The sequence below is a fragment of the Erythrobacter donghaensis genome (assembly GCF_002155425.1).
Lineage (GTDB): Bacteria > Pseudomonadota > Alphaproteobacteria > Sphingomonadales > Sphingomonadaceae > Erythrobacter > Erythrobacter donghaensis.
Map to the genome: position 1 here is coordinate 143,518 of NZ_MUYG01000005.1, position 24,170 is coordinate 167,687.

17 protein-coding genes and 1 tRNA gene are annotated in these 24,170 nt (G+C 67.9%); 10 read left to right on the forward strand and 8 right to left on the reverse strand.

Features of this window, described 5'->3' with window-relative positions; translation table 11 throughout:
- The first annotated feature begins 123 nt into the window (after positions 1 to 123).
- Both BZF59_RS01230 and BZF59_RS01235 read left to right on the forward strand, forming a co-directional pair.
- The gene (locus tag BZF59_RS01230; protein WP_211277330.1) at positions 124 to 2,550 is read left to right on the forward strand and encodes a M1 family aminopeptidase; all 2,427 of its coding nucleotides are present in this window, start codon (positions 124 to 126) and stop codon (positions 2,548 to 2,550) included.
- Positions 2,550 to 3,083, forward strand: coding sequence for a DUF6702 family protein (locus BZF59_RS01235; RefSeq protein WP_086606426.1), 534 nt, complete (start codon positions 2,550 to 2,552; stop codon positions 3,081 to 3,083). Before BZF59_RS01230 ends, BZF59_RS01235 begins: the two co-directional genes overlap by 1 nt.
- A 1-nt stretch (position 3,084) precedes the next feature.
- On the opposite strand, the gene BZF59_RS01240 is transcribed toward BZF59_RS01235, so the two are convergent.
- The 6 genes from BZF59_RS01240 to BZF59_RS01265 form a co-directional block, all read right to left on the reverse strand.
- Positions 3,085 to 5,268: a putative bifunctional diguanylate cyclase/phosphodiesterase gene (locus BZF59_RS01240; protein WP_158094237.1), complete on the reverse strand. Its 2,184-nt coding sequence runs from the start codon at positions 5,266 to 5,268 to the stop codon at positions 3,085 to 3,087.
- 92 nt (positions 5,269 to 5,360) lie between these two features.
- Positions 5,361 to 7,226: a CshA/CshB family fibrillar adhesin-related protein gene (locus tag BZF59_RS01245; RefSeq protein WP_158094238.1), complete on the reverse strand. Its 1,866-nt coding sequence runs from the start codon at positions 7,224 to 7,226 to the stop codon at positions 5,361 to 5,363.
- A gap of 69 nt (positions 7,227 to 7,295) precedes the next feature.
- On the reverse strand, positions 7,296 to 12,446 hold the full coding sequence (locus tag BZF59_RS01250) for a hypothetical protein (protein ID WP_245805961.1): 5,151 nt from the start codon (positions 12,444 to 12,446) through the stop codon (positions 7,296 to 7,298).
- 22 nt (positions 12,447 to 12,468) lie between these two features.
- Complete coding sequence (locus tag BZF59_RS01255; protein ID WP_086606430.1) at positions 12,469 to 13,521, reverse strand: DUF11 domain-containing protein; 1,053 nt, start codon at positions 13,519 to 13,521, stop codon at positions 12,469 to 12,471.
- A 71-nt stretch (positions 13,522 to 13,592) separates the two neighbouring features.
- On the reverse strand, positions 13,593 to 14,081 hold the full coding sequence (locus BZF59_RS01260) for a hypothetical protein (RefSeq protein ID WP_086606431.1): 489 nt from the start codon (positions 14,079 to 14,081) through the stop codon (positions 13,593 to 13,595).
- A 52-nt stretch (positions 14,082 to 14,133) separates the two neighbouring features.
- A complete protein-coding gene (locus tag BZF59_RS01265) occupies positions 14,134 to 15,129 on the reverse strand; it encodes a DUF11 domain-containing protein (RefSeq protein WP_086606432.1) in 996 nt (331 codons plus the stop codon).
- Between the two features lie 347 nt (positions 15,130 to 15,476).
- Here BZF59_RS01265 and BZF59_RS01270 point away from each other — a divergent pair, with 347 nt between their 5' ends.
- The 3 genes from BZF59_RS01270 (at position 15,477) to BZF59_RS01280 (ending at position 18,118) form a co-directional block, all read left to right on the forward strand.
- Positions 15,477 to 15,965, forward strand: coding sequence for an EF-hand domain-containing protein (locus BZF59_RS01270; protein WP_086606433.1), 489 nt, complete (start codon positions 15,477 to 15,479; stop codon positions 15,963 to 15,965).
- Positions 15,966 to 16,082: 117 nt separating this feature from the next.
- Positions 16,083 to 16,799, forward strand: a complete 717-nt coding sequence (locus BZF59_RS01275; RefSeq protein ID WP_086606434.1) for a response regulator — start codon at positions 16,083 to 16,085, stop codon at positions 16,797 to 16,799.
- Positions 16,796 to 18,118 carry a sensor histidine kinase gene (locus BZF59_RS01280; protein ID WP_086606435.1) on the forward strand — a complete coding sequence of 441 codons (1,323 nt, stop codon included), beginning with the start codon at positions 16,796 to 16,798 and terminating at the stop codon, positions 18,116 to 18,118. The genes BZF59_RS01275 and BZF59_RS01280 overlap by 4 nt, the downstream gene beginning before the upstream one ends.
- Before the next feature lie 79 nt (positions 18,119 to 18,197).
- Here the strand turns inward: BZF59_RS01280 and BZF59_RS01285 are convergent.
- Positions 18,198 to 18,284 (reverse strand) — tRNA-Leu (locus BZF59_RS01285).
- A gap of 109 nt (positions 18,285 to 18,393) precedes the next feature.
- Positions 18,394 to 19,317 carry an MJ0042-type zinc finger domain-containing protein gene (locus tag BZF59_RS01290; protein ID WP_158094239.1) on the reverse strand — a complete coding sequence of 308 codons (924 nt, stop codon included), beginning with the start codon at positions 19,315 to 19,317 and terminating at the stop codon, positions 18,394 to 18,396.
- 166 nt (positions 19,318 to 19,483) lie between these two features.
- On the opposite strand from BZF59_RS01290, the gene ftsE reads away from it, so the two are divergent.
- From ftsE to BZF59_RS01315, 5 genes are all read left to right on the forward strand, one after another.
- The gene (gene ftsE, locus BZF59_RS01295; RefSeq protein ID WP_086606437.1) at positions 19,484 to 20,218 is read left to right on the forward strand and encodes a cell division ATP-binding protein FtsE; all 735 of its coding nucleotides are present in this window, start codon (positions 19,484 to 19,486) and stop codon (positions 20,216 to 20,218) included.
- Positions 20,215 to 21,183, forward strand: a complete 969-nt coding sequence (locus BZF59_RS01300) for a cell division protein FtsX (protein ID WP_086606438.1) — start codon at positions 20,215 to 20,217, stop codon at positions 21,181 to 21,183. The genes ftsE and BZF59_RS01300 overlap by 4 nt, the downstream gene beginning before the upstream one ends.
- Before the next feature lie 10 nt (positions 21,184 to 21,193).
- Entirely contained in the window at positions 21,194 to 21,727 is a 534-nt protein-coding gene (locus BZF59_RS01305; protein WP_086606439.1) for a YdcF family protein, read from the forward strand.
- The gene (locus tag BZF59_RS01310) at positions 21,724 to 22,416 is read left to right on the forward strand and encodes a lysophospholipid acyltransferase family protein (protein ID WP_245805962.1); all 693 of its coding nucleotides are present in this window, start codon (positions 21,724 to 21,726) and stop codon (positions 22,414 to 22,416) included. The genes BZF59_RS01305 and BZF59_RS01310 overlap by 4 nt, the downstream gene beginning before the upstream one ends.
- 302 nt (positions 22,417 to 22,718) lie before the next feature.
- Positions 22,719 to 24,095 (forward strand): IS1182 family transposase, encoded by a 1,377-nt coding sequence (locus BZF59_RS01315; protein WP_086606213.1) that lies wholly within the window; start codon positions 22,719 to 22,721, stop codon positions 24,093 to 24,095.
- Positions 24,096 to 24,170 lie beyond the last annotated feature (75 nt).

Below are 24,170 nucleotides of genomic sequence, written 5' to 3' on the forward strand. Positions count from 1 at the left end.
TGTCCGCGATGCCATGCACGACATGAAATTGCGCACCGTGGCAGGATAACGGGTTGCATGGCTCGCGCTTTTGCGCTCTCAAACCCGCCTGCCAATCATACCCGGAGAGCGCCCTTGCGTTTCGTGCTGTTTGTCGCCGCCCTGCTGTTCGCCGTTCCTGCCGCCGCGCAGGGGATTCAGCAGACCAAGGGAAGCTACGAGGACAAGTTCCGCCAGCTCGACGAGGTGCTGCCCGATCCCAACACCTACCGCAACGCCAGCGGCGCGCCGGGGCATGAATACTGGCAGCAGAAGGTGGATTACGCGATCGAGGCCGAGCTCGACGAGCCCAAGCGCCGCATCACCGCGCGCGAGACGGTGCGCTACACCAACAACTCGCCCGACGCGCTGCCGTGGCTGTGGATGCAGCTCGACCAGAACATCTTCAAGCGCGACTCGATGGCCGAGCTGACCGACGCCTTCGGCGGCCCCGGCCGGCGCGGGCCCAAGGTGACGCTGGGTTCAGGGAGCGAGCCGACCAAGCTTTCGATGGAAGAGCTGCGCCGCCAGCAGGCGATGGCCGACAATGATTACGGCTATGACATCAATGCGGTCACGCTGCTGGATGGCGGCAAGCTGCCGCACACCATCGTCGGCACGCTGATGCGGATCGACCTGCACGAACCGCTCGCCCCCGGCCAGAGCGTCGAGTTCGCGATTCAATGGGCGTTCAACATTGTCGAGGAGGACGCGGTCAGCGCGCGTTCGGGCTACGAACATTTCCCCGATGATCCGAGGAAGGGCGGCAACGACATCTTCCTGCTCGCCCAGTGGTTCCCGCGCATGGTGGTCTATTCGGACTACGAAGGCTGGCACAACAAGGAGTTCCTCGGGCGCGGCGAATTCACGCTCGAATTCGGGGACTACACCGTCGATCTGACCGTGCCGGATGACCACATCGTCGCCGCCACCGGCACGATCCAGAACCCGGATCAGGTGCTCACCGCCGCCCAGCGCCAGCGGCTGGAAGCGGCGAAGAACGCCGATGCGCCGATGTTCATCGTCACCCCGCAGGAAGCCGCCGCCGCCGAAGCGGGCAACCCCAAGGGCACAAAGACCTGGCGCTTCGCCGCGCAGAACGTGCGCGATTTCGCCTGGGCCTCCAGCCGCAAGTTCATGTGGGACGCGCAAGGCCACAAGCAGCCCGGCGCCGAGCACGAGACCGTGATGGCGATGAGCTTCTGGCCCAAGGAGGGCGGCGATCTGTGGAAGAAGTATTCCACCGCCGCGGTGGTCCACACCATGAAGGTCTATTCGCGCTTCAGCTTCGACTATCCCTATCCGGTCGCCCAGTCCGTCAACGGGCCGGTGGGCGGGATGGAATATCCGATGATCACCTTCAATGGCCCCCGCACCACCCTGAACAAGGATGGCAGCCGCACCTATTCGCTGGCCGAGAAGATGTTCCTCGTCGGCGTGGTGATCCACGAAGTCGGGCACATCTACTTCCCGATGACGGTGAACTCGGACGAGCGGCAGTGGACCTGGATGGACGAAGGGCTCAACTCCTTCCTCGATTCGGTCGCGGGTTACGAGTGGGACCCGAACATGCCCTGGACCCGCAGTTTGGCGCGCGATCTGGTGCCCTACATGGTGTCGAACAACCAGCAGCCGATCATGACCCAGTCGGATTCGATCACCGATCTGGGCTCCAATGCCTATGGCAAGCCGAGTGCGGCCTATCACGTGCTGCGCGACACAGTGATCGGGCGTGAACGGTTCGACTTTGCGCTCAAGGAATATGCCCGCCGCTGGAAGTTCAAGCGGCCCACGCCCGCGGATTTCTTCCGCACCATCGAGGAAGCCAGCGGCACCGATCTCGACTGGTTCTGGCGCGGGTGGTTCTACACCACCGATCACGTCGATATCAGCCTCGATACGATCTACCGCCTCAAGATGGACACGAAGAACCCCGACATCGACCTGCCGCGCCGCCGCAAGGAAGCGGCGGATGAGCCGACGCCGATCGGGATTCAGATCAACGAGGAACAGGGCCTGCCGATCTGGGTGCTCGAAAACCCCGGCGTGACCGATTTCTACGACAAGAACGACCAGTTTACCGTCACGCCGAAGGACAAGAAGGGCTACACCGATTTCCTCGACGGGCTTCAGGCGTGGGAGCGTCAGGCGTTCGAGCGTGCGGTGAAGGAGGACGCGAACTACTACGTCCTCAACTTCTCGAACAAGGGCGGGCTGGTGATGCCGATCATCCTCGGTCTGACCTTCAAGGACGGATCGACCGAGAAGCTCAACATCCCGGCCGAAATCTGGCGCCGCAATTCGCGCGAGGTCGCCAAGCTGCTGGTGTACCCGAAGAACAAGGAGCTGGTGCAGGTCGTGGTCGATCCCGATTGGGAGACGGGCGATGCCGACCTTGAAAACAACCACTACCCGCGCCGGATCATCCCCAGCCGGGTCGAGGCCTTCAAGGATGAAGCCTCGAAATCGCGCGTCAGCCGCGATCTGATGGGCGAGGCGGCAGGAGCCGAGCCGGACAAGAAGCGCAAGTGATGCTGCGCCGCTGGCTGATGCTGCTGGCGCTGGTGCTCGCTCCCTTGGGGGCGGGGACGGCGCTGGCGCATCAGCAGAAATTCGCGATCACCACCATCGCCGCCAACCCGCGCACTGGGATGATCGAGATCGCGCATCAGGTGCCGGTGCACGACGCCGAACATGCGCTGGTGGTGCAGAAGACGGGCAATGCCGACATCCACACGCCCGACATCATCGGCAGCGAAGACAGCCGCGAGGCCTTTGCCCGCTATGTCGCCCGGCGGTTCCTGCTCCAGATCGATGGCGAGGTCGTGATCCCCGATCTCGTCGGCAGCGAGATCGATGGCGGGAGCCTGTGGGTCTATCAGGAAATTCCCATGCCTGCCGGTGGGCCCGCCGCCGGCGCGGTGCAGCTGCGCGTCAATTCGCAGATCCTCACCGATGTCTGGGCGCGGCAGGAAAACCGGGTCAATATCGGCGCCGGCACCAGCCCTGTCACCTTTGTCTTCCATGCGGGTGATCCTCCCGCCGAGACGCTGCTGAAGCCCTGAACTAGGCCCGGCGGCGCGCGGGCGCTTCGGTCTCCGTCGCTGGTGCGCGCAGGTCCGCCAGCCGCGCGGGGCGGCCATAGCGATAGCCCTGCACATGACGGCATCCGATCGCGCGCAGGAAGATCTCCTGCTCCTCGGTCTCGACCCCTTCGACCACCACGCGCAGGCCGAGGCTGTGGCCCATCTGCACGATCGCCTGAATGATCAGCCGCGCCTGATGATCCTCTCCGATCGCGGCGATGAAATCGCGCTCGATCTTGACCTTGTGGATCGGGAAGGCGCGCAGGTGGGTGAGCGAGGAAAAGCCCGTGCCGAAATCGTCGAGGCAGATCGTGAAGCCGCATTCGTCGAGCATCGCCAGCGAGGCGCGCAGCTGGCCGCCCGCGTCGATCAGCATGGTCTCGGTCACTTCGATGGTGATGTTGTGCGGGGTGAGCGCGCTGTCGTCGATCACGTCGATCAGATGGCGCACGAAATCGCCCTGCCTGAGGTCCGCCTCCGACAGGTTGATGCCGATCCGCGTGTCCGGCCCATAGAGGTCGAGGATCGCTGGCCCATCGGCGACCACCTGATCCAGCATCACCCGGCTTACCCGGCGCGACAATTCGGGATCGAGCAGCGCGGCGAAGACCTCGCTCGCGGCGATCATCGCGCCGTCTTCGCCCCCGAGCCGCAGCAGCGCCTCGACCGAGACCACCTTGCCGCTATCGAGCGCCAGGATCGGCTGATAGGCCGCCAGCACGCGCCCTTCGTTGAGCGCGCTGCGCAGCATCGCGATGGCCCGCTGGCGATCGGACTGGCGCGCTTCGATCTGCTGATCCCAGCACACCACCGAGCCGCGCCCGTTTTCCTTGCCGCGATAGAGCGCAAGGTCGGCGCGGCGCATGATCTCCTCGCTGCTGGCCGGTGTGGTCATGTGCGCGACGCCGCAGGTCGCCCCGATCCGCAGCATCGCGCTGCCCAGCGGAGGCAGCGCGCCAAGATCGGCCAGCAGACCTTCGAGAAAGGCTGTCACCTCCGCCAGCGGCATCGCGGGCGGGAACAGCAGGGCAAACTCGTCCCCGCCCCAGCGCGCCAGCAACATGCCGGAGCCGGTGCGCTGGCGCAGCTGGAGCGCGACGGTTTCCAGCACCCGGTCGCCGACCAGATGGCCGAGCGTGTCGTTGACATCCTTGAACCCGTCGAGATCGATCAGCGCAATCGTCACCGGCTCGCTTTCGACCCGCTTCATCGCCCGCGCCAGCCGCCGGTCGAAGGTCGCGCGGTTGTAGAGCCCGGTCAGCCGGTCACGCTCGGCAGCGCGTTTCAGGGCGACATTGCGCAGGTGTTCTTCGGTGCAATCGAGGATGATCCCGGCCACGCATTCGGGCTTGCCGTCGACATCGATGCGCTCGCCCACCACGCGGATGCGCCGCTGCTCGCCGTCGCGGCGGCGGATCGTGGTCTCGAACATGAACGGCTTGCCGTCGTTCAGCGTGTCATCCATCGCCTTGCTGACCATCGCCCGGTCTTCGGGCTGATAGAGCTTCACGACATCGCGGACGTTGATCGAAGGGCCAGACTCCAGCCCGGTGATCGCGAAGACCTGATCCGACCAGACCAGTTCTCCGGTGGCCATTTCGACCCGCCAGCTGCCGACATTGACCGCACGCTCGGCCTGCCGGAAAATCTGGGTGGATTGCTGGAGCGCGGCATTGGCAAGGCTCAGCGCGCGGGTGCGGGCATGGAGCGCGAGGCTCTGCTCGGCCAGTTCCGCCAGCATCGCCAGCGGGGCGATCTGATCGGATGTGAAGGCATCGGGCTCGGGCGAAATCACGCACAGCGCGCCCAGCACCATGCCATCGTCGGCCCGGATCGGCACGCCGAGATAGGACCGGATATAGGGCGGCCCGGTCACCAGATCGCTGCCCGCCAGCCGCGGATCCTCGCGCCCATCGCGAATCAGCAGCGGCCCCGCGCCCAGCACGCAGACCGCACAGAAGGAGTCCTCGACCCGGGTTTCGACAAGGTCGGTGCCGGTGCTGCCAAGGAACCACTGACGATCCTGCTCGACCACCGAAACCAGCGCGATCGGGCAATCGAGGATGCTGGTTGCCAGCAATGTGATGCGCGAAAACAGGTCGCGGTCGGGGATCGCATCGAGCCCGAGATTGCGAATGGCATCGAGACGAGGAACGGGGTGCACGCCGAGCGCTTTGCGCTGCAAGCCTTTAAGAAATCGTGCTGTCCGCTACGCGTAATCGGGTCTGTCAGCCGCCCGCGTCGCGGCGATCCGGCCTATTGCACCCGCGCGCGGAAACGGATGGTGAAACTGGGCTGGCTGGTGCCGCTGGTGGCGGCATTCATCCGCCCTGCCGGAGTGATGCGGATCGCCCGCACGGCGGCATCGAACGCCCCGACCGGGGTGTAGGTATAGGGCCCCGACCCACTCGCGTTCGATGAAAAGCCCACCATCGTTGCCGCATTGAAGCTCGACAGCCCGCTGGTGGTCGCGCCATTGGTGAAGGTCACCGGGGTGCCCGTGGCAAAGGCCATGTCGGCTGGCATGATGTCGGTGATGATGACCGAAGCGCTATCGGGCCGCGACGCGCCGACATTGCGCACGGTGATCGCATATTCGACGATCGCGCCGGGGATCAGCTTGGGGTTGATCGTGCCGTTGACCGGGTCGGAGATCACCACACTCGATTTCTCGACCACCAGTTCGGCGGTGCTGCTGCGGGTGTTGGTGATGGTGCAGACGATCACATCGCCCGGACGCGGGGTGACGGCGCCGCCCACGGCCGAGGGCAGTGCGGTCGGCGATCCGCTGGCGCTGTTAGTGCAGGCCATGACCGCGTCGTAATTGGCAAGGCTGGTGGTGCCGGCGGCGACTTCGTCGAAGATGTAGGATGTCCCCGAAGTGACCTGCACCAGCCCGGTGTCGCCATCATTGATCGTGCCGCTCGATCCGGTGGTGGTGCGGCTGGCGACGATGGTCTGGCCCTGACGGATGCGGATGGTGAACTGGTCGCCGGAAAAGCGCCGTCCGCCGCTGCCGAGAACTTTGCGCACTTGCAGCCGGGGCTGGGCGCCGACGGTGTAGGTGCACACCAGATACTCGCCGAATTGCAGCTGGCCGATCGCGGTGCTGGTCGCGGCGAGATTGTTCGGCAGCGCGGCGCGTGTAGCCCCCGCGGTGTTCACGCAGGTGAGGCTGCTGACATAGGCCGAGAGCGGGCTGGCGCTGCCCGGCGCCATGTCGAGCGCGAGGCTGAGCGGAAGCCCGGCGGACATGTTGAGCGGCGCGGCGCTGAACGGCCCGCCGCCGCTGCCGCTCGTCGTCCCGTTGTTGAGCGTCGCGCCGGTGATGGCCGAAGCGATGCGGTAATTGAACTGGTCGGCGCTGCTCACACGCGCGCCGATGATCTGGGTTTCCAGCCGGATCGTGGCAAAGCGCACCGCGAACATCACCCCCTGCAAGCCGCCGGCCTGCGTCTCCACCGTCACGCTGGTGGGGCTGTTGCTGCCGAGGATATGCGCTCCGACCGTGCCGGGCTGTCCGCCGATGGTGACCGTGCCCGTGCCGACCCCGCTGATGGTGGGGAAGGCCGATCCGCTGATCGGATTGACCGCGTCGAGCAATTGCCACCCGCCGCCATTGGTCGTCATGCGCAGGCTCTCGCTCTGGTTGCTCGATTCGGCATCGGCGACGACGAAGGAATAGACCGTCGCGCTCGCGCCCACCGGCGGGATGACGGTGATGTTCGACAGGGTGATGGTACGCGTCCCCGCGCTGGCGGTGTAGAGCACCGGGCGCCCGGGAATGCCGATGAAGGCGGTGTTGCCGATCGCAGCACCGGTCCACGATGGCGACGTGACAGCGTTGTAAGCGGTGGTCGTACCCGTCACCCGCGCATTGAAACTCAGCACCGAGCCATCGGGCAGCGTGAAGCTGAGCGTCTGCCCGGCTGCGGTGCGCGCCAGCGTGTCGTTGTAATTGGCAAGGTTGAGCCAGCAATAGGTCTGCCAGCTGGCAGGCGCGGTGCCCTGCGTGGCGGCCTGCCCGCAGTTCTGCGCCATCGCCGCCGGGCTCCACATCAGCGCAAACAACAACGCCATCGCAGCCAGCATCCGGCGGACAGGGAGCATGCGAAGGGCCATGTCTCGGCTATAGGAAATCATGGTAAACACGCGGTTAGCAAACCGGGCGGAAAGGGCGCTGCGCATCGCCTACCTCCCCAGCCCGAGGAAGCTGAAGCTGTCGGCGTCGAAGGCCATCCGCACCGCCGCAAAGACACCCTCGTCGGTGTTGCGGGCCGCGCGGAAGTCCCGGTCGCGGAAGCCTTCGACATTGTAGCCCAGCGTCAGCAGCATCCCCTTCACCGGGGTCACGCCGATGGTCGGGCCATAGGCGAAGCTGGTCACCTCGTCGGTGAGGTTGGAACGCACCGTGGCGCTCGCGCCGATTTCAAAGCGCTCGCCGATCCCGATACGGCCGTCGGCCCCGACCAGCACCGAGGTGCCGGCAAATTCGGTGCCTTCGAAGCGGTCGAGATTGTGCCGCGCGCCGAGGAACAGCGCGAATTCGTGGCGGCGCACTTCGGCCCCGTCCTCGTCCCCGCGCGGCGTGAGATTGGCCGAGAGGCTGGCGACCAGGCGGCGCGCGGTGGCATCACCATCGACCACCAGCGCGGTGCGGCCCGCACCCCCGGCGCCGCCGATCTCGCCTGCCACGCCGCCGGTGATCCGGTCGGAGCGGAATTCGAGCCGCCCGAGCATGGCGAGCGGTTCCCCGTCGGGGCGGTGCGCAAAGGCGATGCTGGCATCGAGGATCTCGGCCGTCGCGCCGCCTACCGCTTCCGAATGCGTCCAGGTGATCCCCGATCCGACGAGGCTGCCTTCGCCCAGCTGGCGGATCGCGCCGAATTGCGCGCCCTTGCGGTCGGCGGTCTCGCCATCGCGCATCTCGCCGCGCGCGGTGACGCTCCAGCGGTCCTTGCGCCAGGCGACGCCGAAGGTGACGGCGGTGAAATCCTCGAACAGCAATCCGCCGGTCAGCTGGCCGCCGCTCGCCGTGGGCTGGGCGGGGTTGATCACGCCTGCGGTGCCGGGGTTGCCGCCAATGGTGCGGTTGCCGTCAAGCGTGGCGTCGATGGTGAAGTGCTGGTCGACCTGCAGCGTCTGCGACAGGCCGAAGGCGGCAAAGCTGCGCGTGCCGTTCTCGCCGATGGTCTCCTCGCCCAGCGTGGTGACGATCTGCCCGCCCTGCCACGGCGCGACTTCGATCCCGCCGCGCAGCTGCCGCGCCTTCAGAGTCTCGCCCTCGGACAATTCATAGGTGCCCACCAGCCGCACGTCCTGCGTGATCGCATAGCGCAGGCCGAGGCGGTGACGCGCGGGCAGATCGAGGCTTTCGCTCTGGCCCAGCGCCACTGCGGTCCCGGCGGACAGTTCCAGCCGGTTGCCCATCAGCCGCTGGGTCGCTCCGGCTTCGAGCACGGTCGAGGCGGCGGTCGAGCCATCGGCGAGGCGATCGTCGAAATGGGTGATGCCGAGGCGCAGATCGGTGTTGAGGCCGGTGCGCGTGAACTGGCCCTGCGCGGCGCGGCGGCGGACCGTGTCGGTCAGGCTGTCGTCCTGCCACAGGCTGCCGGTGAAGTTGAAGCGCTGGCTCAGAAGCACCCGCCCATCGATCCCGATCTTGCGACGGCCGCGCTCGGCAGCGTTCTGCTGGCCGATGCCATAGTCGGCGTCGATCTGGCGGGCATAGGCGAGCAGATCGAGGCTGGCGGTCTGGTGCTGCGCTTCGACCAGCCAGCCGGCCGCGGCCTCGCCCTCGCGGCGGCTGAGGCCCAGCTCGGCGCGGATTTCGGTGTTGTCGCCGACGCGGGCGAGCAGATCGACCGCGCCGATATCGGTGCGCTGCACTTCCCCGCTTCGGGTTTCGAGGCCCGCATCGCTGATCGCGGTCGCGCCGATGCGGATCGCGCCATCATCGCTGGTCCAGTCGGCGCGCACCCCGGCGTTCCACTCCGCCGCGCCCGCGCCGTCGGTTTCGAACTCGATCACGATGAATTGAGGGTTGAGGTTCTCATCGCGGCTCAGCACCGGGGCGGCAAAGCTGATCGTGCCCGAGAGCAGGTCGATGTCGTAATCGACGAAGCGGGTCAGCTCGCGCGCCGAGACGATCAGTTCGGGGCGGAAGCGGTCGCGCACTTCGATGGTCACGCGCTCGGAATTGGCGAGGATGCGGCGGCTCGCAAGGCTGTAGGGGCCGGAAATGCCCTGGCCCTGAATCTCCTGCCGCTGGAACCGGCTGGCGATCTCGGCGGCGAAACCCTGCGCCTTGATTCCGCCGACCCGCGCCTCGCCCTTCACGCCGGTGGCGGTGCGGTTGTAATTGGCAAGGCGGGTCTGGTTGAAGGCGGTCTGGAAGTCGCCGTAGAGCGCATAGAAGGTCGCGGTCTCGATCCGCACATACAGCTTCTCGCGGCTGGCAGCATCGAACTGGCGCGCCGAGGCATCGCCGAACACGGTGTAGTAGGCCTGCGGGTCGATCGCGCCCAGCACGCGCTGGTCTTCGCGCTGCTTGGCGCTGTCATAGGCGAGGGTGAGCAGATATTTGCCCAGCACCCGGCCCTTGGCATAGAGCGCGACGCGCGCATCATCGCCAAGATCGCTGTCGAACTGGCCGCTGCGCTCCATGTTGTCGGCAACCGAACGCGCGCCCACCGTGCCTTCGGCCAGGCCGACGATGGTCCATTCGATATCGCCCGGCTCGATCCAGGTTTCCAGCTCCTGTCGGCGGGTTATGGTGCCGTCGTTGAAGGCGAAGTCGAGCCGCAGCGAGCCGCTGACCATCGTCGGTGCGAGTTCGATGCGGGCGATGCCTTCCTCGCCCTCGATCACCCAGCGCGCGGCGATGGGGGCGGTGCCGGTCAGCTGATTGAGCTGCTGGCGATCGATCTGCTCGGCGCTCTGATAGGGGGCGTTGAGCGTGAAGTTGCCCGAAATGCCCTCGCGCAGCGGGCGGCCGTTGCGATCGAGCACCCGGATCGCCACCACCGGGCGGGTGCGGCCATCGGCGACGAGGTTGGAAAGTGCGGGCAGGAATTCGACCTTGGCGGGCGTTCGGGTGAAGAACACTTCGCGGGTGAAGGTCTTGGAGACCTCACCGAAGGAGTTGAGCACGCGCGCTTCGACCATCGTGCGCTCGTTCACCAGCGGCACGCCGCGCCACTGGCTGACGGCATATTTGCCGCGCTCGGGCGTCTGGGTGCCGTCGAAGGCGAGCGGATCGACCGGCTTGCCGTCGACCAGCAGCTGCACGCTCTGCCCGCGGCGGTGGCGGATCGCGACGCGGATCGCGGGCGCGCGCGGGTTGGCGTTTTCGGTGGGGCTGAGGAAGCCGTCCTCGCCATCGCCCAGCGCAAGGTAATCGTCGGGCGCGGCGGTGGGCTGGGCGGGGTTCGCGGGGTCGGGCGGAGGGCCTTCCGCGGCGGGAGCGGGGGTCGGAGCCGCCGCAACCGGCGCGCCTTCGGGCAGCACCGCGTGGAAATCGGCGACCACCAGACTGCCGCCCTGTCCGATCGCAAAGCGCGAGATCGCGCTGCCGGCGTTGCGGGTCGAGGCCGAGCAATCGATCATCCGCGCGCCTTCAGGCAGGGTCATGCGCGAGACCTGCACCACGTGCGTGCCGGGCACCACGCCTTCGAAGTGATAGCGCCCGTCGGCATCGGTGACGGCGAAGCTGCCGTCTTCCAGCATCACGCGAACGCCCGCGATTCCGGTGCGCGCAGCCTCGTCGAGCGTGCAGGCCCCGGCGGTGATGCGGCCGATGATGGTCATCCGGTCGGCGATCCCTTCGCGCACCACATCGACCGCCGCGCTCGCGCGTACCTGACGGCCCAGCGCATCGCGCGCCAGCGCATCGTTCAGCGCGCGGCCCGGCTGCGCATCGGGGCGCACGGTCATGGCATAGGTCACCCGCGCGCTGCCGCCTGCGGCAATGTCGCCGAGCGCGATGGTCAGCACGCGGCCATCGGGAGCGACGGTCACGACCCCCGGCGCGGCGGCGGTGCCGTTGATGCGGATCGTGTCGGGCCGCAGCCGCAGCCAGCGCGAAGGCGTGTCGGTCAGCGTCACCGCGCGCTTGATCCGCGCCGGATCGGCGTTGCGCACGGTGATCGTGTAGAAGATCGCATCGCCCGGCGCGGCATTGACGCGCGAGGCGGTTTTGGTGAGGGCGAGGTCGATACCGGGGCGGTCGACCGGAATGTCGATCTCGTAGGGGATCGGGCTCTCAAGCACGAAGGCATCGCCGAACGACCCTTCGCGGATCACGTGCGGCCTGCCATCGGGGCGAGTGACGCGCGCCAGCAGCTCGCGCGGGGCGGCAGAGGGCGCGGTGTAGGGGGTGGGGGGATCGACCACCAGCCGGTAACGGCCCGTCGCGGTGAGCGGGAACCAGAACTCGCCCGGCCCCATCATCACCGTCCGCCCGCTCGCATCGGTGATGTCGCCGCCGGAGATAATCGCGGAAGGCCAGAGGGTTGTCCCGTCCTCGGCAAAGACGGTTGCAGGCGCGCCGGTGACGGCATCGACCAGCGTAACGCGCGCGCCGTCGACCGGCTCGCCGGTCTCGCTGTCGAACACCACGCCAAAGGGATCGACCAGCACGGCAACGTCGGTCTGCACCAGAATGGTGTCGCTGCCCGGAGCCATCGCGGCCACGGTGATGCGCGAATCCGGCCCGACGCTGAGGCGGCAATCTTCCTGCACCAGCGGCGGGGGAATGCGGAAAGTATCGATCACGCCGGTGAACACGCCGCTATCGGGGGCGGTTTCGAACACGGTCATGGTCTCGCGGTCGCCTTCGAGGCTGGTGAGCACCACGGTGAGGCTGTCGATCGCGGCGGGATCGCGGTTGGCGCTGGCCGCCGTCACTTCGAAGAACAGCGGCTCGCCCCCGCGCAGGCGGTCGGTCGGCTGGACGATCGAGGTGTTGAGCGCCGAAGTTGCGCCCGGATTGGGGCTGACAGCAGTGCGCGCCGACGAGCGGCCGGTTTGCACAGGGCTGCCCCCGGCACTGCAGACCGGCGAGCGGTAGACCAGTTCGGAACCCGTGCCCGGCGCGCGCCGGAACACCCGGATCGCAGGCGGAGCAGGCGGGGCGAGGCTGACGTCGAACCGGATCGGATTGCTCGAAATCCGGCGGCTCGATCCGTCAGCCTCCCAAGTGGCTTCGGCGATGTTGGTGATGGTGCGCACCGCCGCGCCGTCAGTCGTCTGTGCGGCTGCCCCTCCCTGCCACGCGCCAAACGGCAGCAGCACTGCAAAGAGTGCTGCCGCGACGCGCCGCAAGGAGGGGGTTACACGCAAGACCTGCTTCCCGATCAGGGGTTTAGTCGATCGTGACCCGGAAGTAGAGCGAGCGGGTCTGACCGCCAGCGACATCGCTGAGGTCGCCCGACACCCGGTCTTCGCCGCCTACGCCAGCGTTGGCTGTGAAGGTGCCGCCGGCGGTGCCGTTGGCGCAGGTCGCATCGCCATCGACGAAGATGCCGAAGGCGCTGTCATAGGTGACGTCGAAGGGCAGATCGTCGGTCACGTCGACATCGGTCGCGGTCGCCGCACCGGTCGCGTTCGACACGGTGATGCAATATTCGACCGTCGCGCCCGGGATCGCCTTAGGGTTGTTGGTCCCGTTAACCGGATCGCTGACCACGCGGCTCGCCTTGGCCACATCGACCACGGCGCCTGCCACGGTGTAGGTGCCGATCGCCGAGAACGCGCCGTCGCGCAGCGCGTCGGTGGCGCCCTGACCGTCGAACAGCACGGTGTCGATGCCGGTGGTGTTGGTCGCCGATTCGACGAGCTCTGCACCCAGCGAACCCGCGCCGCCAGCGGCATGGGCATTGGCGGTGAGCGCGACGTCGAAGCTGTCGCCGTTGACCGCATTGAGGCCGAAATCGGCCAGCACGATCACGGCCACGGTGACGCCGGTCGCCGAGCTGCCGACTTCATCGAGATAGGTGATCGGCCCGGCCGCGAGTTCGGTCGCGTCGAGCACGCGGTCGCCATTGGTGTCGAGGTACACGCGGATGTTGCTGATATTGGCCGCAGTCCCGGCGTTGAGCAGCGCGGTCAGTTCAAGATCGACGCTGCTGTTCGACAGGTTGGTGACGTCAAAGGCCAGCGCCTGATCGGTCTCGCCCGGCGCAACGCTGGTGGCCGCACCGACATTGGTGACGGTCACGTTGACGCGCTGGTCGACGGTGAAGACGTCGGTCGCGGTCTCGGCGTTCTGGGTGACGCCGTTGACGTTGAAGGTGACATTGACGGTGTTGGTAATTTCGGTGCCGGCGCTGGTCCCTTGGGCCAGAGCAGGCGCGCTCGTCATGGCGACAAGCGCAAACGCGCTTACCGCACCGAGCAACTGCTTGGTGGTCTTCATGGTTTCGGTCCTGAGTGTGTGTCCCGCGTCAGAAATGCCGCCCGCAGGACGTGGCGGTTACCCTCCGCAGGTCAGCGGATGATGGCGGGATAGGTCAGCCGCCCCGAAGCGCCGGGGTCGATGCTGGCCAGCACCCAGCGGACGTGGGTGACGTCGGCCTGGGTGGCGGGACGGGTGGTCCCGTCGGGATTGGTGATGGTCAGCGCGGCCAGCGCGCCGAAGGCCTTGCCCCCGTCGACCGACACCTCAAGCGCCGGATCGGCATCGGGCGCGAGGCGCACGGCGGCGGGCAGGGGGTTGGTGACGACGAAGTTGGTCACCGCATCGCCGCCCTTGTTGGCGTAGTCGGTGCCGAACACCAGCCGATCGCCCGGAACGATCGCGGTGGGCTCCACCAGCTCGGTGCGCTCCTTGCCGTCGGCGTCGGTGACGATCTTGACCGCCTTGACGTCGCCGTTGAGCGCGATCGGGCTGGAGGTCTGGGCTGCCAGCGGCAGCGCGGGCATGGCAAGCGCGGCGGCGGCCGCGGCGGTGAACATCAGGGTGGTGAAGGTCTTCATGGTCGTGGCCCCGTGGTTTTTGGTTGTTTTCGCTGTAGAATGTCTGGTCGGTTTACTGGTCTAAGGTAACTTCGAAAGTGACGGCCCGGCTTGTGCCGGCGGTAACGCTGCCGATCGTGACGGCGATGCCGTCGGCGTCGGACCCCGTGCCCGCATCGCCATCGGCGGCGTCGGTCAGCGGTGCGGCGTCGAGCGTGAGGGTGCCGGGCGCGTAGGTCGTGCCGGCGGGAATGGCATCGCGCACCACCAGGTTGGCGACCGTTCCGGTGCCGCTGACGCGCGCTTCGATGGTGAAGGTGGCAATCGTGCCGGGCACCGCGCTGGTGCCTCCAAACGGATCGCGCAGCACCACCGACTTGACCAGCGCAACGCTGGCGATGGCATTGACCAAGGCTCCGCGCGCGGTCGCCAGCGCGCCGGTGTTGCCGACGATCGCGTCGCCGCCGTCCACCCCTGCGCCCGCAAAGGCGGTGCCGGGGGTGCCGCTGCCGGTGACGGCTTCGGCGCTGAGATCGACATTGCTGGTCTGCGCGTCGGTGACGCCATCGGGCACAGTCACCAGCACGAACACGGTGAGCGCCGCATCGGGCGCGAGCACCGCGGTGGTCTCCGGCGCGTTGAGGATCTCGTCGACGCCCTCGTCATAGGTGCCGTTGCCGTTGCTATCGATCGCGATGGCGCGCAGCGTCACATCGAAATCATTGCCGCCCACCGCCGTGTTGGCGAGCAGGCGGAAGGCTTCGGGCCCGTTGCCCTGGTTGGTCAGCTCGAAGGTCAGCACAGCATCGCCCGGCCGCGCGGTCACCGGGCCGGGATCGAGCGAGGTCAGCGTCACGTCGAGCAGCTCGTCGACCCGCACGGTGACGGTGTTGGAGTTGACGTTGCGCGCAATGCCAGCCTCTTCGTAGCTGGCAACGGCGGTGTTCTCGATCAGCGTGCCCGCAGTCACGCCGCCCGCCAGCGCGGGCGCTGCGCCCAGCGTAGCAAGCGCCAGCGCGGTGGCGATGAGAGAGGTGGACGACCGGTAAAGGCGATTCTGGGTGTTCATACCATCGGGCAATTACGCAGCGATGGTTAGCAATTCGTTAGGCACGTTCCTTCGCCATCGCCCTCAAATGGCTCGCCGCGCAGGCCCGCAACCCCTCACCCGGGGGCGAACCGCATTTGCAAACGTTTGATTTGTTGCAGAAGGTGGCGGATCGAAACCGGCTTTGGGCGCCCCGATTAGCGCGCCGGTTAGGCAAATTATTTTTTTCATGTTGCCCAGTGCGACCGCGCCGCCTGTTACATCTTGCGACAATTTACCGCTTGCCCTGACAAACCGCTGGGACAGCCGCCCGCCATAAGAGCTTCAGAGGCGGCGATCATGCGGCCTTCCTGCAAAAGGAATAAACCATGCGAATTGCCACTCTTCTCACCGGCGGGCTTGTCTCGATCGCTCTGGCTGGCACGGCCATCGCCGCTCCGCCCCACGGCGCTCGCGGCGACATCGACAAGGACGGTGCGGTCACCCTGGCCGAACTCAACACCCGCCTCGACCAGCGCTTCCAGAAAATCGATGCCAACGGCAACGGCCAGCTTGAACAGGCCGAAATGCAGGCCGCGCGTGAACAGCACCGTGCCAAGCGCGCCGAACGCCGGGAGGCCCGCGGGGCCGAGATGGCCGACAAGCGCGGCGGCGAACGCCGTGGCGGCATGCGTAGCGAGGGGCGCGGCGAAGGGCGCGGCCAGATCGACGCCAATGGCGACGGGGTCATCACCCGCGCGGAATTCGGCGCCAAGGCGCTCGCCCGGTTCGAGCGGGCCGATGCCAACAAGGACGGCGTCGTGACTGCCGAGGAGCGCGCCGCCATGCGCGAGGCGCGCAAGGCCCGCCGCGGCTGATCGGCCTCGCTGCCAGACGAAGCGGGGGCTTGGCCTAGCGCCGGCCCCCGCCTTCGCACACATTTGCCCGCATCCGTGCTATCGCACCGGTGCTGACCCGAACCGCTGAAAGACCCGATGACCACCGCCAGACCGCATCTGCTGCTAGTCGATGACGAGGAATCGATCCGCAAACCGCTCGCCGCAGTGCTGGCCAATGCCGGGTACCGCGTCACCGCCGCCGCCGATGCGGCCGAGGCGCGTGCGCAGTTGCAGGCCGGGGCCTTCGACCTTGCCATCCTCGACATCATGATGCCGGGCGAAGACGGGCTCAGCCTCGCGCGCTTCATCCGCGCCACGGGCGATCTGCCGATCATCCTGCTGACCGCCCGTGCCGAGGAGATCGACCGCATCATCGGGCTGGAAATGGGCGCGGACGATTACCTCGCCAAACCCTTCAACCCGCGCGAGCTGACCGCGCGCATCGCCGCGATCCTGCGCCGCAGCCAGCGCAGCGTCGGGGGGGCTGAGGATCACGAGGCCTTCCGCTTCGGCCCGTGGATTCTCGACGTCACCCGCCGCCGCCTCGCCCACGAGGACGGCACCGAGGTGCCGCTGACCGGCGGTGAGTTCCTCCTGCTCGAAGCGTTGGTGCAGCGCCCCGGCATTCCCCTGTCGCGCGACCAGCTGCTCGATCTCACCCGCGGGCGCGAGGCCGGCCCCTTCGACCGCGCGGTCGACAACGCCATCAGCCGGTTGCGCCGCAAGATCGAGGCCGATCCCAAAGCGCCCGAATTCATCAAGACCGTCCATGCCGCAGGCTATGTCCTCTCCGCGAAGGTGACGCGGCTGTGAGGCCGTTTGCGCGGCTGTCGCTGGCGCAGCAGGTGATGCTGATCGTCGCGCTGGGGCTGATCCTTGCCCAGTCGCTGAACTTCGCGCTCCAGCTGCGCGAGCGGCGCGGGTTCGGGATCGAGAGCGCCGCCAGCCCCGCCATCGCCCGGCTGGTCGATGCGATCGAGGCGGGCGACGCGGGAGAAGTCCGGGCGCTGCCACCGCGCCGCGGGTTACGGCGCACGGCGGTCGTTGCCTCGCGCGCGAGCCCGGTCGCGCCCGCTGCGCCCCGCCTTACGGATGTCGAGGCGGTGCTGCGCGCGCGCATCGCCGAGGGTGCCGATGCGGGTGTCACCGAGGTGCAGGCCGCCGTTCAGCCCGGCCCGCGCGGAGGGAATGTCCTGATTGTCGCGGCCCGGCTTGCCGATGGCAGATGGCTGTCCGCCCGCGCCCGCGGGCCCGACCCGCTCGGCCCGGTGATCGCCGAGTTGGCGCTTCAGACGCTGGTGATCCTCGCCGTGCTGCTGGTCCCGCTGTTGTGGCTGGTGCGCAGCGCGACACGTCCGCTCGCGGTGCTGACCCGCGAGGCCGACAGCTGGGAGGCGGGCCGCGACGGTGCGGCCCCGGCGGGCGATCCCGCGCCCGCCACCGCGCCGAGCGACGTGCGCGCGCTCGTCACCGCGATTGGCGCCATGAAGCAGCGGATCGTGCGGATGCTGCGCGAACGCGACGTGATGCTGGGCGCGATCGGTCATGATCTGCGCACGCCGCTCGCAGCCTTGCGCATTCAGGTCGAGCTGGTGGGGGACGAGGCGGTGCGCCGCGACATGATCGATTCCCTCGACCGGCTGTCCGGCGATCTTGAGGGGATCCTCTCGCTGGCGCGCAACACGACCTCCGTGGTGCGCCAGCCCTCCGACCTTGCCGACATCGCCCGCGAAGTTGCCGCCGGTTTCCGCGCGAAAGGCGCGGAGGGCACCTCACCCACCGCAGCCCCGATCCTCGCCCCTGTCGATGCGGCAGCGGTGCGTCGCGCGCTTGCCAATCTGGTCGAGAACGCCGTGCGCTACGGCGGGCAAGTGGCGATCGGGATAGAAGCGGGCGAACGGTTCGCCACCATCGTGGTCGAGGATGATGGCCCCGGCATCCCCGAAGATCGCCTGCCCTCGGCGATGGAGCCCTTCGTGCGGCTCGAACCGTCGCGCAACCGGGCGACCGGCGGGCACGGGCTCGGCCTTGCCATCGTCGCCGCCATCGCCCGCGCGCATGGCGGGCAGTTGCGGCTCGCCAACCGGCCCGAAGGCGGGCTGCGGGCGGAACTGGAACTGGCGCTGGACTGAGGCGCACAGCACCACCGCCGCGCCGTTGGGAGCGGGGCGTCCGGTGTCCCGGATATCTCACATCATGTCAGGGAAAAATTGGTGCGGTCGAGAAGACTCGAACTTCCACGGGCTTTCGCCCACAACGACCTCAACGTTGCGCGTCTACCAGTTCCGCCACGACCGCACTCGGGGTATGCCGGGGCAGCCAAAGCGCTGGCCCCGCGGTAGGAGCGCGCCCCTAGCAAGGGGTTTGGCCGCGCGCAAGCGGTTTGACGCGGTTGTGCGCGAAGGCGCTAGTTGGGGGCCCAGCCGAGCTTGGCTTCGGCGGCTTCGGGCGGGATATTGCGCACCGCCTGCGTCACCTGCATGGTCTCACCCGGAGCCAGACGGCGCTTGGGCGGAGGCACCAGCCAGTCGCCGACATTGCGGTCGCGGCGGTCCTTGAACACCAGCAGCACATCGGGCACCGCCGCGCTCTCGCGGCTGGTGTTGGTGATGGTGCCGCGCACCTGGAAGATCGCCTCGCCGCTTTCGAGCGTCTGCTTGCGCTGTTCGCCCCGGGGGAAATTGAAATCGAGCGCCGGCTGGCTTGCGCCGAAGGTCGGGCGTTTGATCGGCACCCAATCGGGAAGGCCGTAGTAATTGACCGCCACGACCAGCCCGGTGGCGATCGCCGCGAACAGCGCCGCAGCCAGCGTCCACATCTTGAGCGTGTTGCGCCGCCGGGTGAAGGGGGCGCGGTAATCGAACTGCGAGCCGCCGTCCTCGTCCGTGTCCTCGTCATCGAAGGGCGGGTCGGGGGTGTCGTCGGCAAAGTCGGGGGCAGGCTCCGACGCCGGAGCGGCGGGCGTGCCCACCGGCGGTTCAGCCCCGCCGTCCTTGGCCAGCCCGCGCCGCAGCGCGCGCACGGCAAAGCCGGTGTCTTCCTCGGTATAGCCCGGATCGCCGCCGGACGCCTCGGGCGAGCGCCAGTGGCTTACCGACGGGCCTTCGCTCGCCGGCTCGGGGGCCGGCTGCGGGGTCGCGACGGCGGGCTCGGCGGGTGGCGGAGGCGGCGCGGGAGCGGGGGTCGGCGGGGCGGGAGGCGCTGCGCTTTCGGGCGGCTCCTGGAACCAGCTGTGCTTGCACTTGGCGCAGCGCACGGTGCGGCCCTCGCTGCCGACGGCGGCGTCGGGTACAGCATAACGGGTGCTGCAAGCGGGGCACACGATGATCATGTCGCAAAAAGCATGAATCACCGCGCCCCCGCACACAAGAGCGCACAAGCCCGCGAGGGGCATTTACCCTCTGTTTTCCACATTGCGGGGGCAAAATCGGGTGATGGGGCCCACTCTTTGCAGCTTGCGGCTTTTCCGCACCCCGCCCCGCTGTTAGGTGCGGCCCATGAGCGACAACCTCGCGGGCCATGTGAAATTCGACAATGTCGGGCTGCGCTACGGCACCGATCCCGAGGTGCTGAGCGACTTGAGCTTCACGCTGTTCCCCGGCAGTTTCTACTTTCTCACCGGCGCCAGCGGTGCCGGCAAGACCAGCCTGCTGAAGCTGCTCTACCTCGCCCAGCGGCCTTCGCGCGGGGCGATCCGGATGTTCGGGCAGGATCTGGTGACGATGCCGCGCGAACGCCTGCCCGATCTGCGCCGCCGCCTCGGCGTGGTGTTCCAGAACTTCCGTCTCGTCCCCTATCTCACCGCCTTCGACAATGTCGCCCTCCCGCTCCGGCTGGCGGGGACGGAGGAGAAGAAGGTGGTGAAGGCAGTCGGCGACATGCTCGACTGGGTGGGTCTGTCGCACCGCGCTCATGCCGTGCCGCCGACCCTGTCGGGCGGAGAGCAGCAGCGCGTCGCCATCGCCCGCGCGGTGATCGGCCGGCCCAAGATGCTGATCGCCGACGAGCCGACCGGCAACGTTGACCCCGAAATGGCGCTGAAGCTGCTGCGCCTGTTCGAGGCGCTCAACAACCGCGTGGGCACCACGGTGGTGGTGGCGACCCACGATGTGCACCTGCTGAAGAAGGTGCCGGATTCGCTGATCATGCGATTGAACAAGGGCCAGCTTTCCGACCCCACCGGCGCGCTGCGCTATCCGCCGCGGGTTTCGGGGGTAAGCGGGGCACCATGAGCACGCTGCCGCCGCTCCCCGCCGGGCCCGAGGCCGACGAGCCTGAAGACGACGCCGCGCTCGCCGCGCCGCTGCCGCAGCGTCCGCTCGGGCGGGCGGCGGCACGGCTGCTGCCGCCTGCGCGCCTGACCGGCCCGATCCCCTGGGTGATCGCCATCCTGATCGCGCTGGTGGTGGTCGCCGCCGCCGGAGGGCTGGCCTTCGCCAATCTCTCCGCCAGCGCCAATGCCGGGCTGTCGCGAGCGGTGAGCGTGCAGGTGATCGAGCCCAACCCCGATCTGCGCGAGGCCCGCGGGCAGGCGGCGGTGGATGTGCTGACAGGGCTCGACGGCGTCACCGCAGTGCGCCTGCTGCCCGAGGCGGAGCTGGTCGCCATGCTCGAACCATGGCTGGGCGAGGGCGCGTCGTCGGGCGACGTGCCGATCCCGGCGCTGATCGATGTCGAGCTGTCGTCCAAGGCGGGTGCCGACGATGTCGCGCGGATCGAGGCAGCGCTTGCGGCGAAAGTGCCCGGTGCGCGGGTCGATGCGCAGGGCGATTTCCTGAAGCCCGTGGCCGATGCGCTCGCAGCGATGCAGTGGATGGCGCTGGCGCTGATCGTGCTGGTCGCGCTGGCGACCGCGGCGGCGGTGTGGCTGGCGGCGCGCAACGCCTTTGCCGGGGCGCGCGAGACGGTCGAGATCATGCACCTGCTCGGCGCGAGCGAGCGTCAGGTCAGCGCCGTGTTCCTGCGCGACGTGCTGCGCGAGGCGACCTTCGGCGCGCTGGTCGGCGCCGGGCTGGGGGTGGCGGCGGTGTGGCTGCTCGGCCAGCAGTTCGCCGCGCTCGGGAGCGCGATGGTGAGCGGCGGGGGGCTGACCCTCGGCGACTGGCTGGTGATCGCGGCGATTCCGCTCGCCGGCGTGGTGCTGGCGCTGCTGACCGCGCGGATCACCATTGCGCTTGCCTTGCGCGACATGCTTTAGGCGACGCGTGATGATCCGGCGCGTGCTCTCTGTGATATTCCTGGCCTGGGCGATCGGCTTCCTGTGGTTCGCCACCATGCTGCCGCAACCCGCCGAGGACGGGGTGAGAACCGACGCGGTGATCGTGCCGACCGGTGGGGCCGGGCGCATCCCGCGCGGGCTGGCGGTGCTGGACGAAGGCCTGTCGCGCAAGATGCTGGTCAGCGGCGTCGATCGCGAGGTGCGCCCCCAGGAATTCGCCGTCCAGTTCGGAGTCTCGCCGCAGCGCATGGCCTGCTGCGTCACGCTCGGCTTTGCGGCGGTCGACACCCGCTCCAATGCGGCCGAGACCGCCAAGTGGGTGGCACAGAACGAAGTCCGCTCGCTCAGGCTGGTCACCACCGACTGGCACATGCGCCGCGCCGCCGGAGAGCTCGCCCGCACTCTGCCCGCCTCGGTCACGGTGGTGCGCGATGCGGTGCCCTCGCAGCCCGATGTCGGCACGCTGTTCCTCGAATATCACAAGCTGCTCGCCAGCCGCGCGGCGGGGCTGGCGGACCTTTGAGCGGACTGATCGCCGCGCTGCGCAGCCTTGTCTTCTACGTGCTGTTCTATGGCGGCAGCGCGCTGCTTGTGGTCGCCTCGGTGGTGGCGGTGACCGTGCAGCGCAGCTGGCTGCGCGGGATCGTCGGCCGGTGGGGCGCGTGGCACCTGTGGTGCGTGCAGCATCTGCTCGGGATCGAGGTGGTGCTCGATGGCGAACTGCCGCAGGGTCCGGTGCTGATCGCGGTCAAGCACGAGGCCTTCTTCGAAGCGATCGACACCCCGCGGCTGTTCACCTTCCCCGCCGTTTTCGCCAAGCACGAGCTGTTCCGCATCCCCGGCTGGGGCTATTCGGCGCTGGTCTACGGGTTGATCCCGGTGGCGCGAGAGGATGGCGCCAAGACCCTGCGCCAGATGCTCGCGCTGGCGAAGCAGCGGGTCGCGCAAGGCCGCCCGCTGGTGATCTTCCCCGAAGGCACCCGCGTCGCCCACGGCACACGGCCCCCGCTGCAGGCGGGGTTCGCCGGGCTCTACAAGCTGCTGCGCCTGCCGGTGGTGCCGATCGCGGTGGACAGCGGCGCGACCTATCACCACGTGGTGAAGCGCCCCGGACGGATCACCTACAAGGTGGGCGACACGATCCCCGCCGGCCTCCCCCGCGGCGAGGTCGAAGCGCGGGTCCACGCGGCGATCAATGCGCTGAACGGATAGGGCGCGCGTCCGCTTTCGGGAGCTGCCTCGCCAGAGCGTTGTGATCGCAACTGGGTGGATTCCTGCTACCTCCCCCTCCCACGTCACCCCGTGCTTGGCACGGGGCTTGGCTTCTTCGCTTCGCCACCGAAAATCAAGAAAGGCCGAACCCCGTGTCAAGCACGGGGCGACGAACATGACATAACCGCAACGGGGGCCGATCGCCGATGTCAGCTTTTGGCTGGATTGTGTTGAAAAACTCCTCCTTGCAATCGGGCTAAAGTATTGATTCTATGTCTTGGCAGACAAGCGGAGACGGTCGGATGATGGGTGAGCGGACGGTGGCGCAGGAGGCCCTGTTCTACAGCTTCAACCTGGAGCGGCATGTTCCGCAGGATCATTTGCTGCGCTCGATCGATCGGTTCGTCGACCTGTCGGGCATTCGCGAACATCTGCGTCCCTTCTACAGCTCGACCGGACGACCGTCAGTTGATCCCGAGTTGATGATCCGGATGCTGATCATCGGCTACTGCATGGGCATCCGGTCCGAGCGGCGGCTGTGCGAGGAGGTGCATGTCAACCTCGCCTATCGCTGGTTCTGCCGCCTGGGGCTGGAAGGCGATGTGCCCGACCACTCGACCTTCTCGAAGAACCGTCACGGTCGCTTCCGCGACAGTGATCTGCTGCGCCAGCTGTTCGAGACGACCGTGGCGCGCTGCATCGCCGAAGGACTGGTCGGCGGTGAAGGGTTCGCGGTCGATGGCAGCCTCGTGCGCGCCGATGTGAACCGCCAGCATGCCGTCGATCAGGCCGATGGCTTGCCGGACCCGGCCACCAGCCATGCCGTTCGCGAGTATCTGGCTGTGCTCGACGATGCGGCCTTCGGGGGCGCAACCCCGGTGCCGCCCAAGCAGTTGGCGGTGGCCGATCCGGCCGCACGCTGGACAGCGGCAAGCCGCGAGCGTGCCTTCTTCGCCTATGCCACCAACTACCTCATTGATCTCCAGAACGCAGTGATCGTCGATGTCGAGGCGACCACCGCCATCCGTCAGGCCGAGGTGACCGCCCAGCGCCGCATGATCGACCGGACGCAGGAGCGCTTCGGCCTCTGGCCCGAGCGGCTCGTGGGCGACACCGGATATGGCGATGCAAGGAACCTGTCCTGGCTGGTCGAGGAGCGCGGCATCGAGCCGCACATCCCTGTGTTCGACAAGTCTGCCCGCCGCGATGATACCTTCGAGCGTTCGGCCTTCACCTTCGACCATGAGGATGACAGCTATATCTGCCCTGCTGGCAAGCGGCTGCGCCAGAGGCAGAAGGTCTATCGCGAGGAACGTCCGTTCGTCGATGAGAACGGCATGTTGCGTTACCGCGCCAGCAAGCTCGACTGCAGTGCCTGCGCTCTCAAGCCGCGCTGTTGCCCGACCCAACCAGCGCGCAAGATCCTGCGTTCAGTCCACGAGGGCGCCCGTGATCTGGCCCGCGATATCGCCACGACCGACGCCTATCTGGTCTCGCGCCGCCAGCGCAAGAAGGTCGAGATGCTGTTCGCGCACCTCAAGCGCATCCTCAGGATGGATCGCCTGCGCCTGCGAGGTCCAAACGGCGCAAGAGACGAGTTCCTCCTCGCAGCCACCGCCCAAAACCTCCGGAAAATGGCCAAGCTGATCCCCATGCCAGCCACCACAGCCCCCGCATAAGCGGGGGCGAAGCCTCAGAGCGCCGCTCAGGCTCGCGCCAGCGCCGATCTCAGCGCCGGGTTTTTCAACACAATC

Bases quoted from the DNA above. Each gene is read 5' to 3' on its own strand.
- BZF59_RS01265 (WP_086606432.1), bottom strand. From the start codon at position 15,129: ATGAACACCCAGAATCGCCTTTACCGGTCGTCCACCTCTCTCATCGCC.
- BZF59_RS01245 (WP_158094238.1), bottom strand. From the start codon at position 7,226: ATGGCCCTTCGCATGCTCCCTGTCCGCCGGATGCTGGCTGCGATGGCG.
- BZF59_RS01255 (WP_086606430.1), bottom strand. From the start codon at position 13,521: ATGAAGACCACCAAGCAGTTGCTCGGTGCGGTAAGCGCGTTTGCGCTT.
- BZF59_RS01270 (WP_086606433.1), top strand. From the start codon at position 15,477: ATGCGAATTGCCACTCTTCTCACCGGCGGGCTTGTCTCGATCGCTCTG.
- BZF59_RS01275 (WP_086606434.1), top strand. From the start codon at position 16,083: ATGACCACCGCCAGACCGCATCTGCTGCTAGTCGATGACGAGGAATCG.
- BZF59_RS01235 (WP_086606426.1), top strand. From the start codon at position 2,550: ATGCTGCGCCGCTGGCTGATGCTGCTGGCGCTGGTGCTCGCTCCCTTG.
- ftsE (WP_086606437.1), top strand. From the start codon at position 19,484: ATGAGCGACAACCTCGCGGGCCATGTGAAATTCGACAATGTCGGGCTG.
- BZF59_RS01260 (WP_086606431.1), bottom strand. From the start codon at position 14,081: ATGAAGACCTTCACCACCCTGATGTTCACCGCCGCGGCCGCCGCCGCG.
- BZF59_RS01315 (WP_086606213.1), top strand. From the start codon at position 22,719: ATGATGGGTGAGCGGACGGTGGCGCAGGAGGCCCTGTTCTACAGCTTC.
- BZF59_RS01290 (WP_158094239.1), bottom strand. From the start codon at position 19,317: ATGATCATCGTGTGCCCCGCTTGCAGCACCCGTTATGCTGTACCCGAC.
- BZF59_RS01305 (WP_086606439.1), top strand. From the start codon at position 21,194: ATGATCCGGCGCGTGCTCTCTGTGATATTCCTGGCCTGGGCGATCGGC.
- BZF59_RS01300 (WP_086606438.1), top strand. From the start codon at position 20,215: ATGAGCACGCTGCCGCCGCTCCCCGCCGGGCCCGAGGCCGACGAGCCT.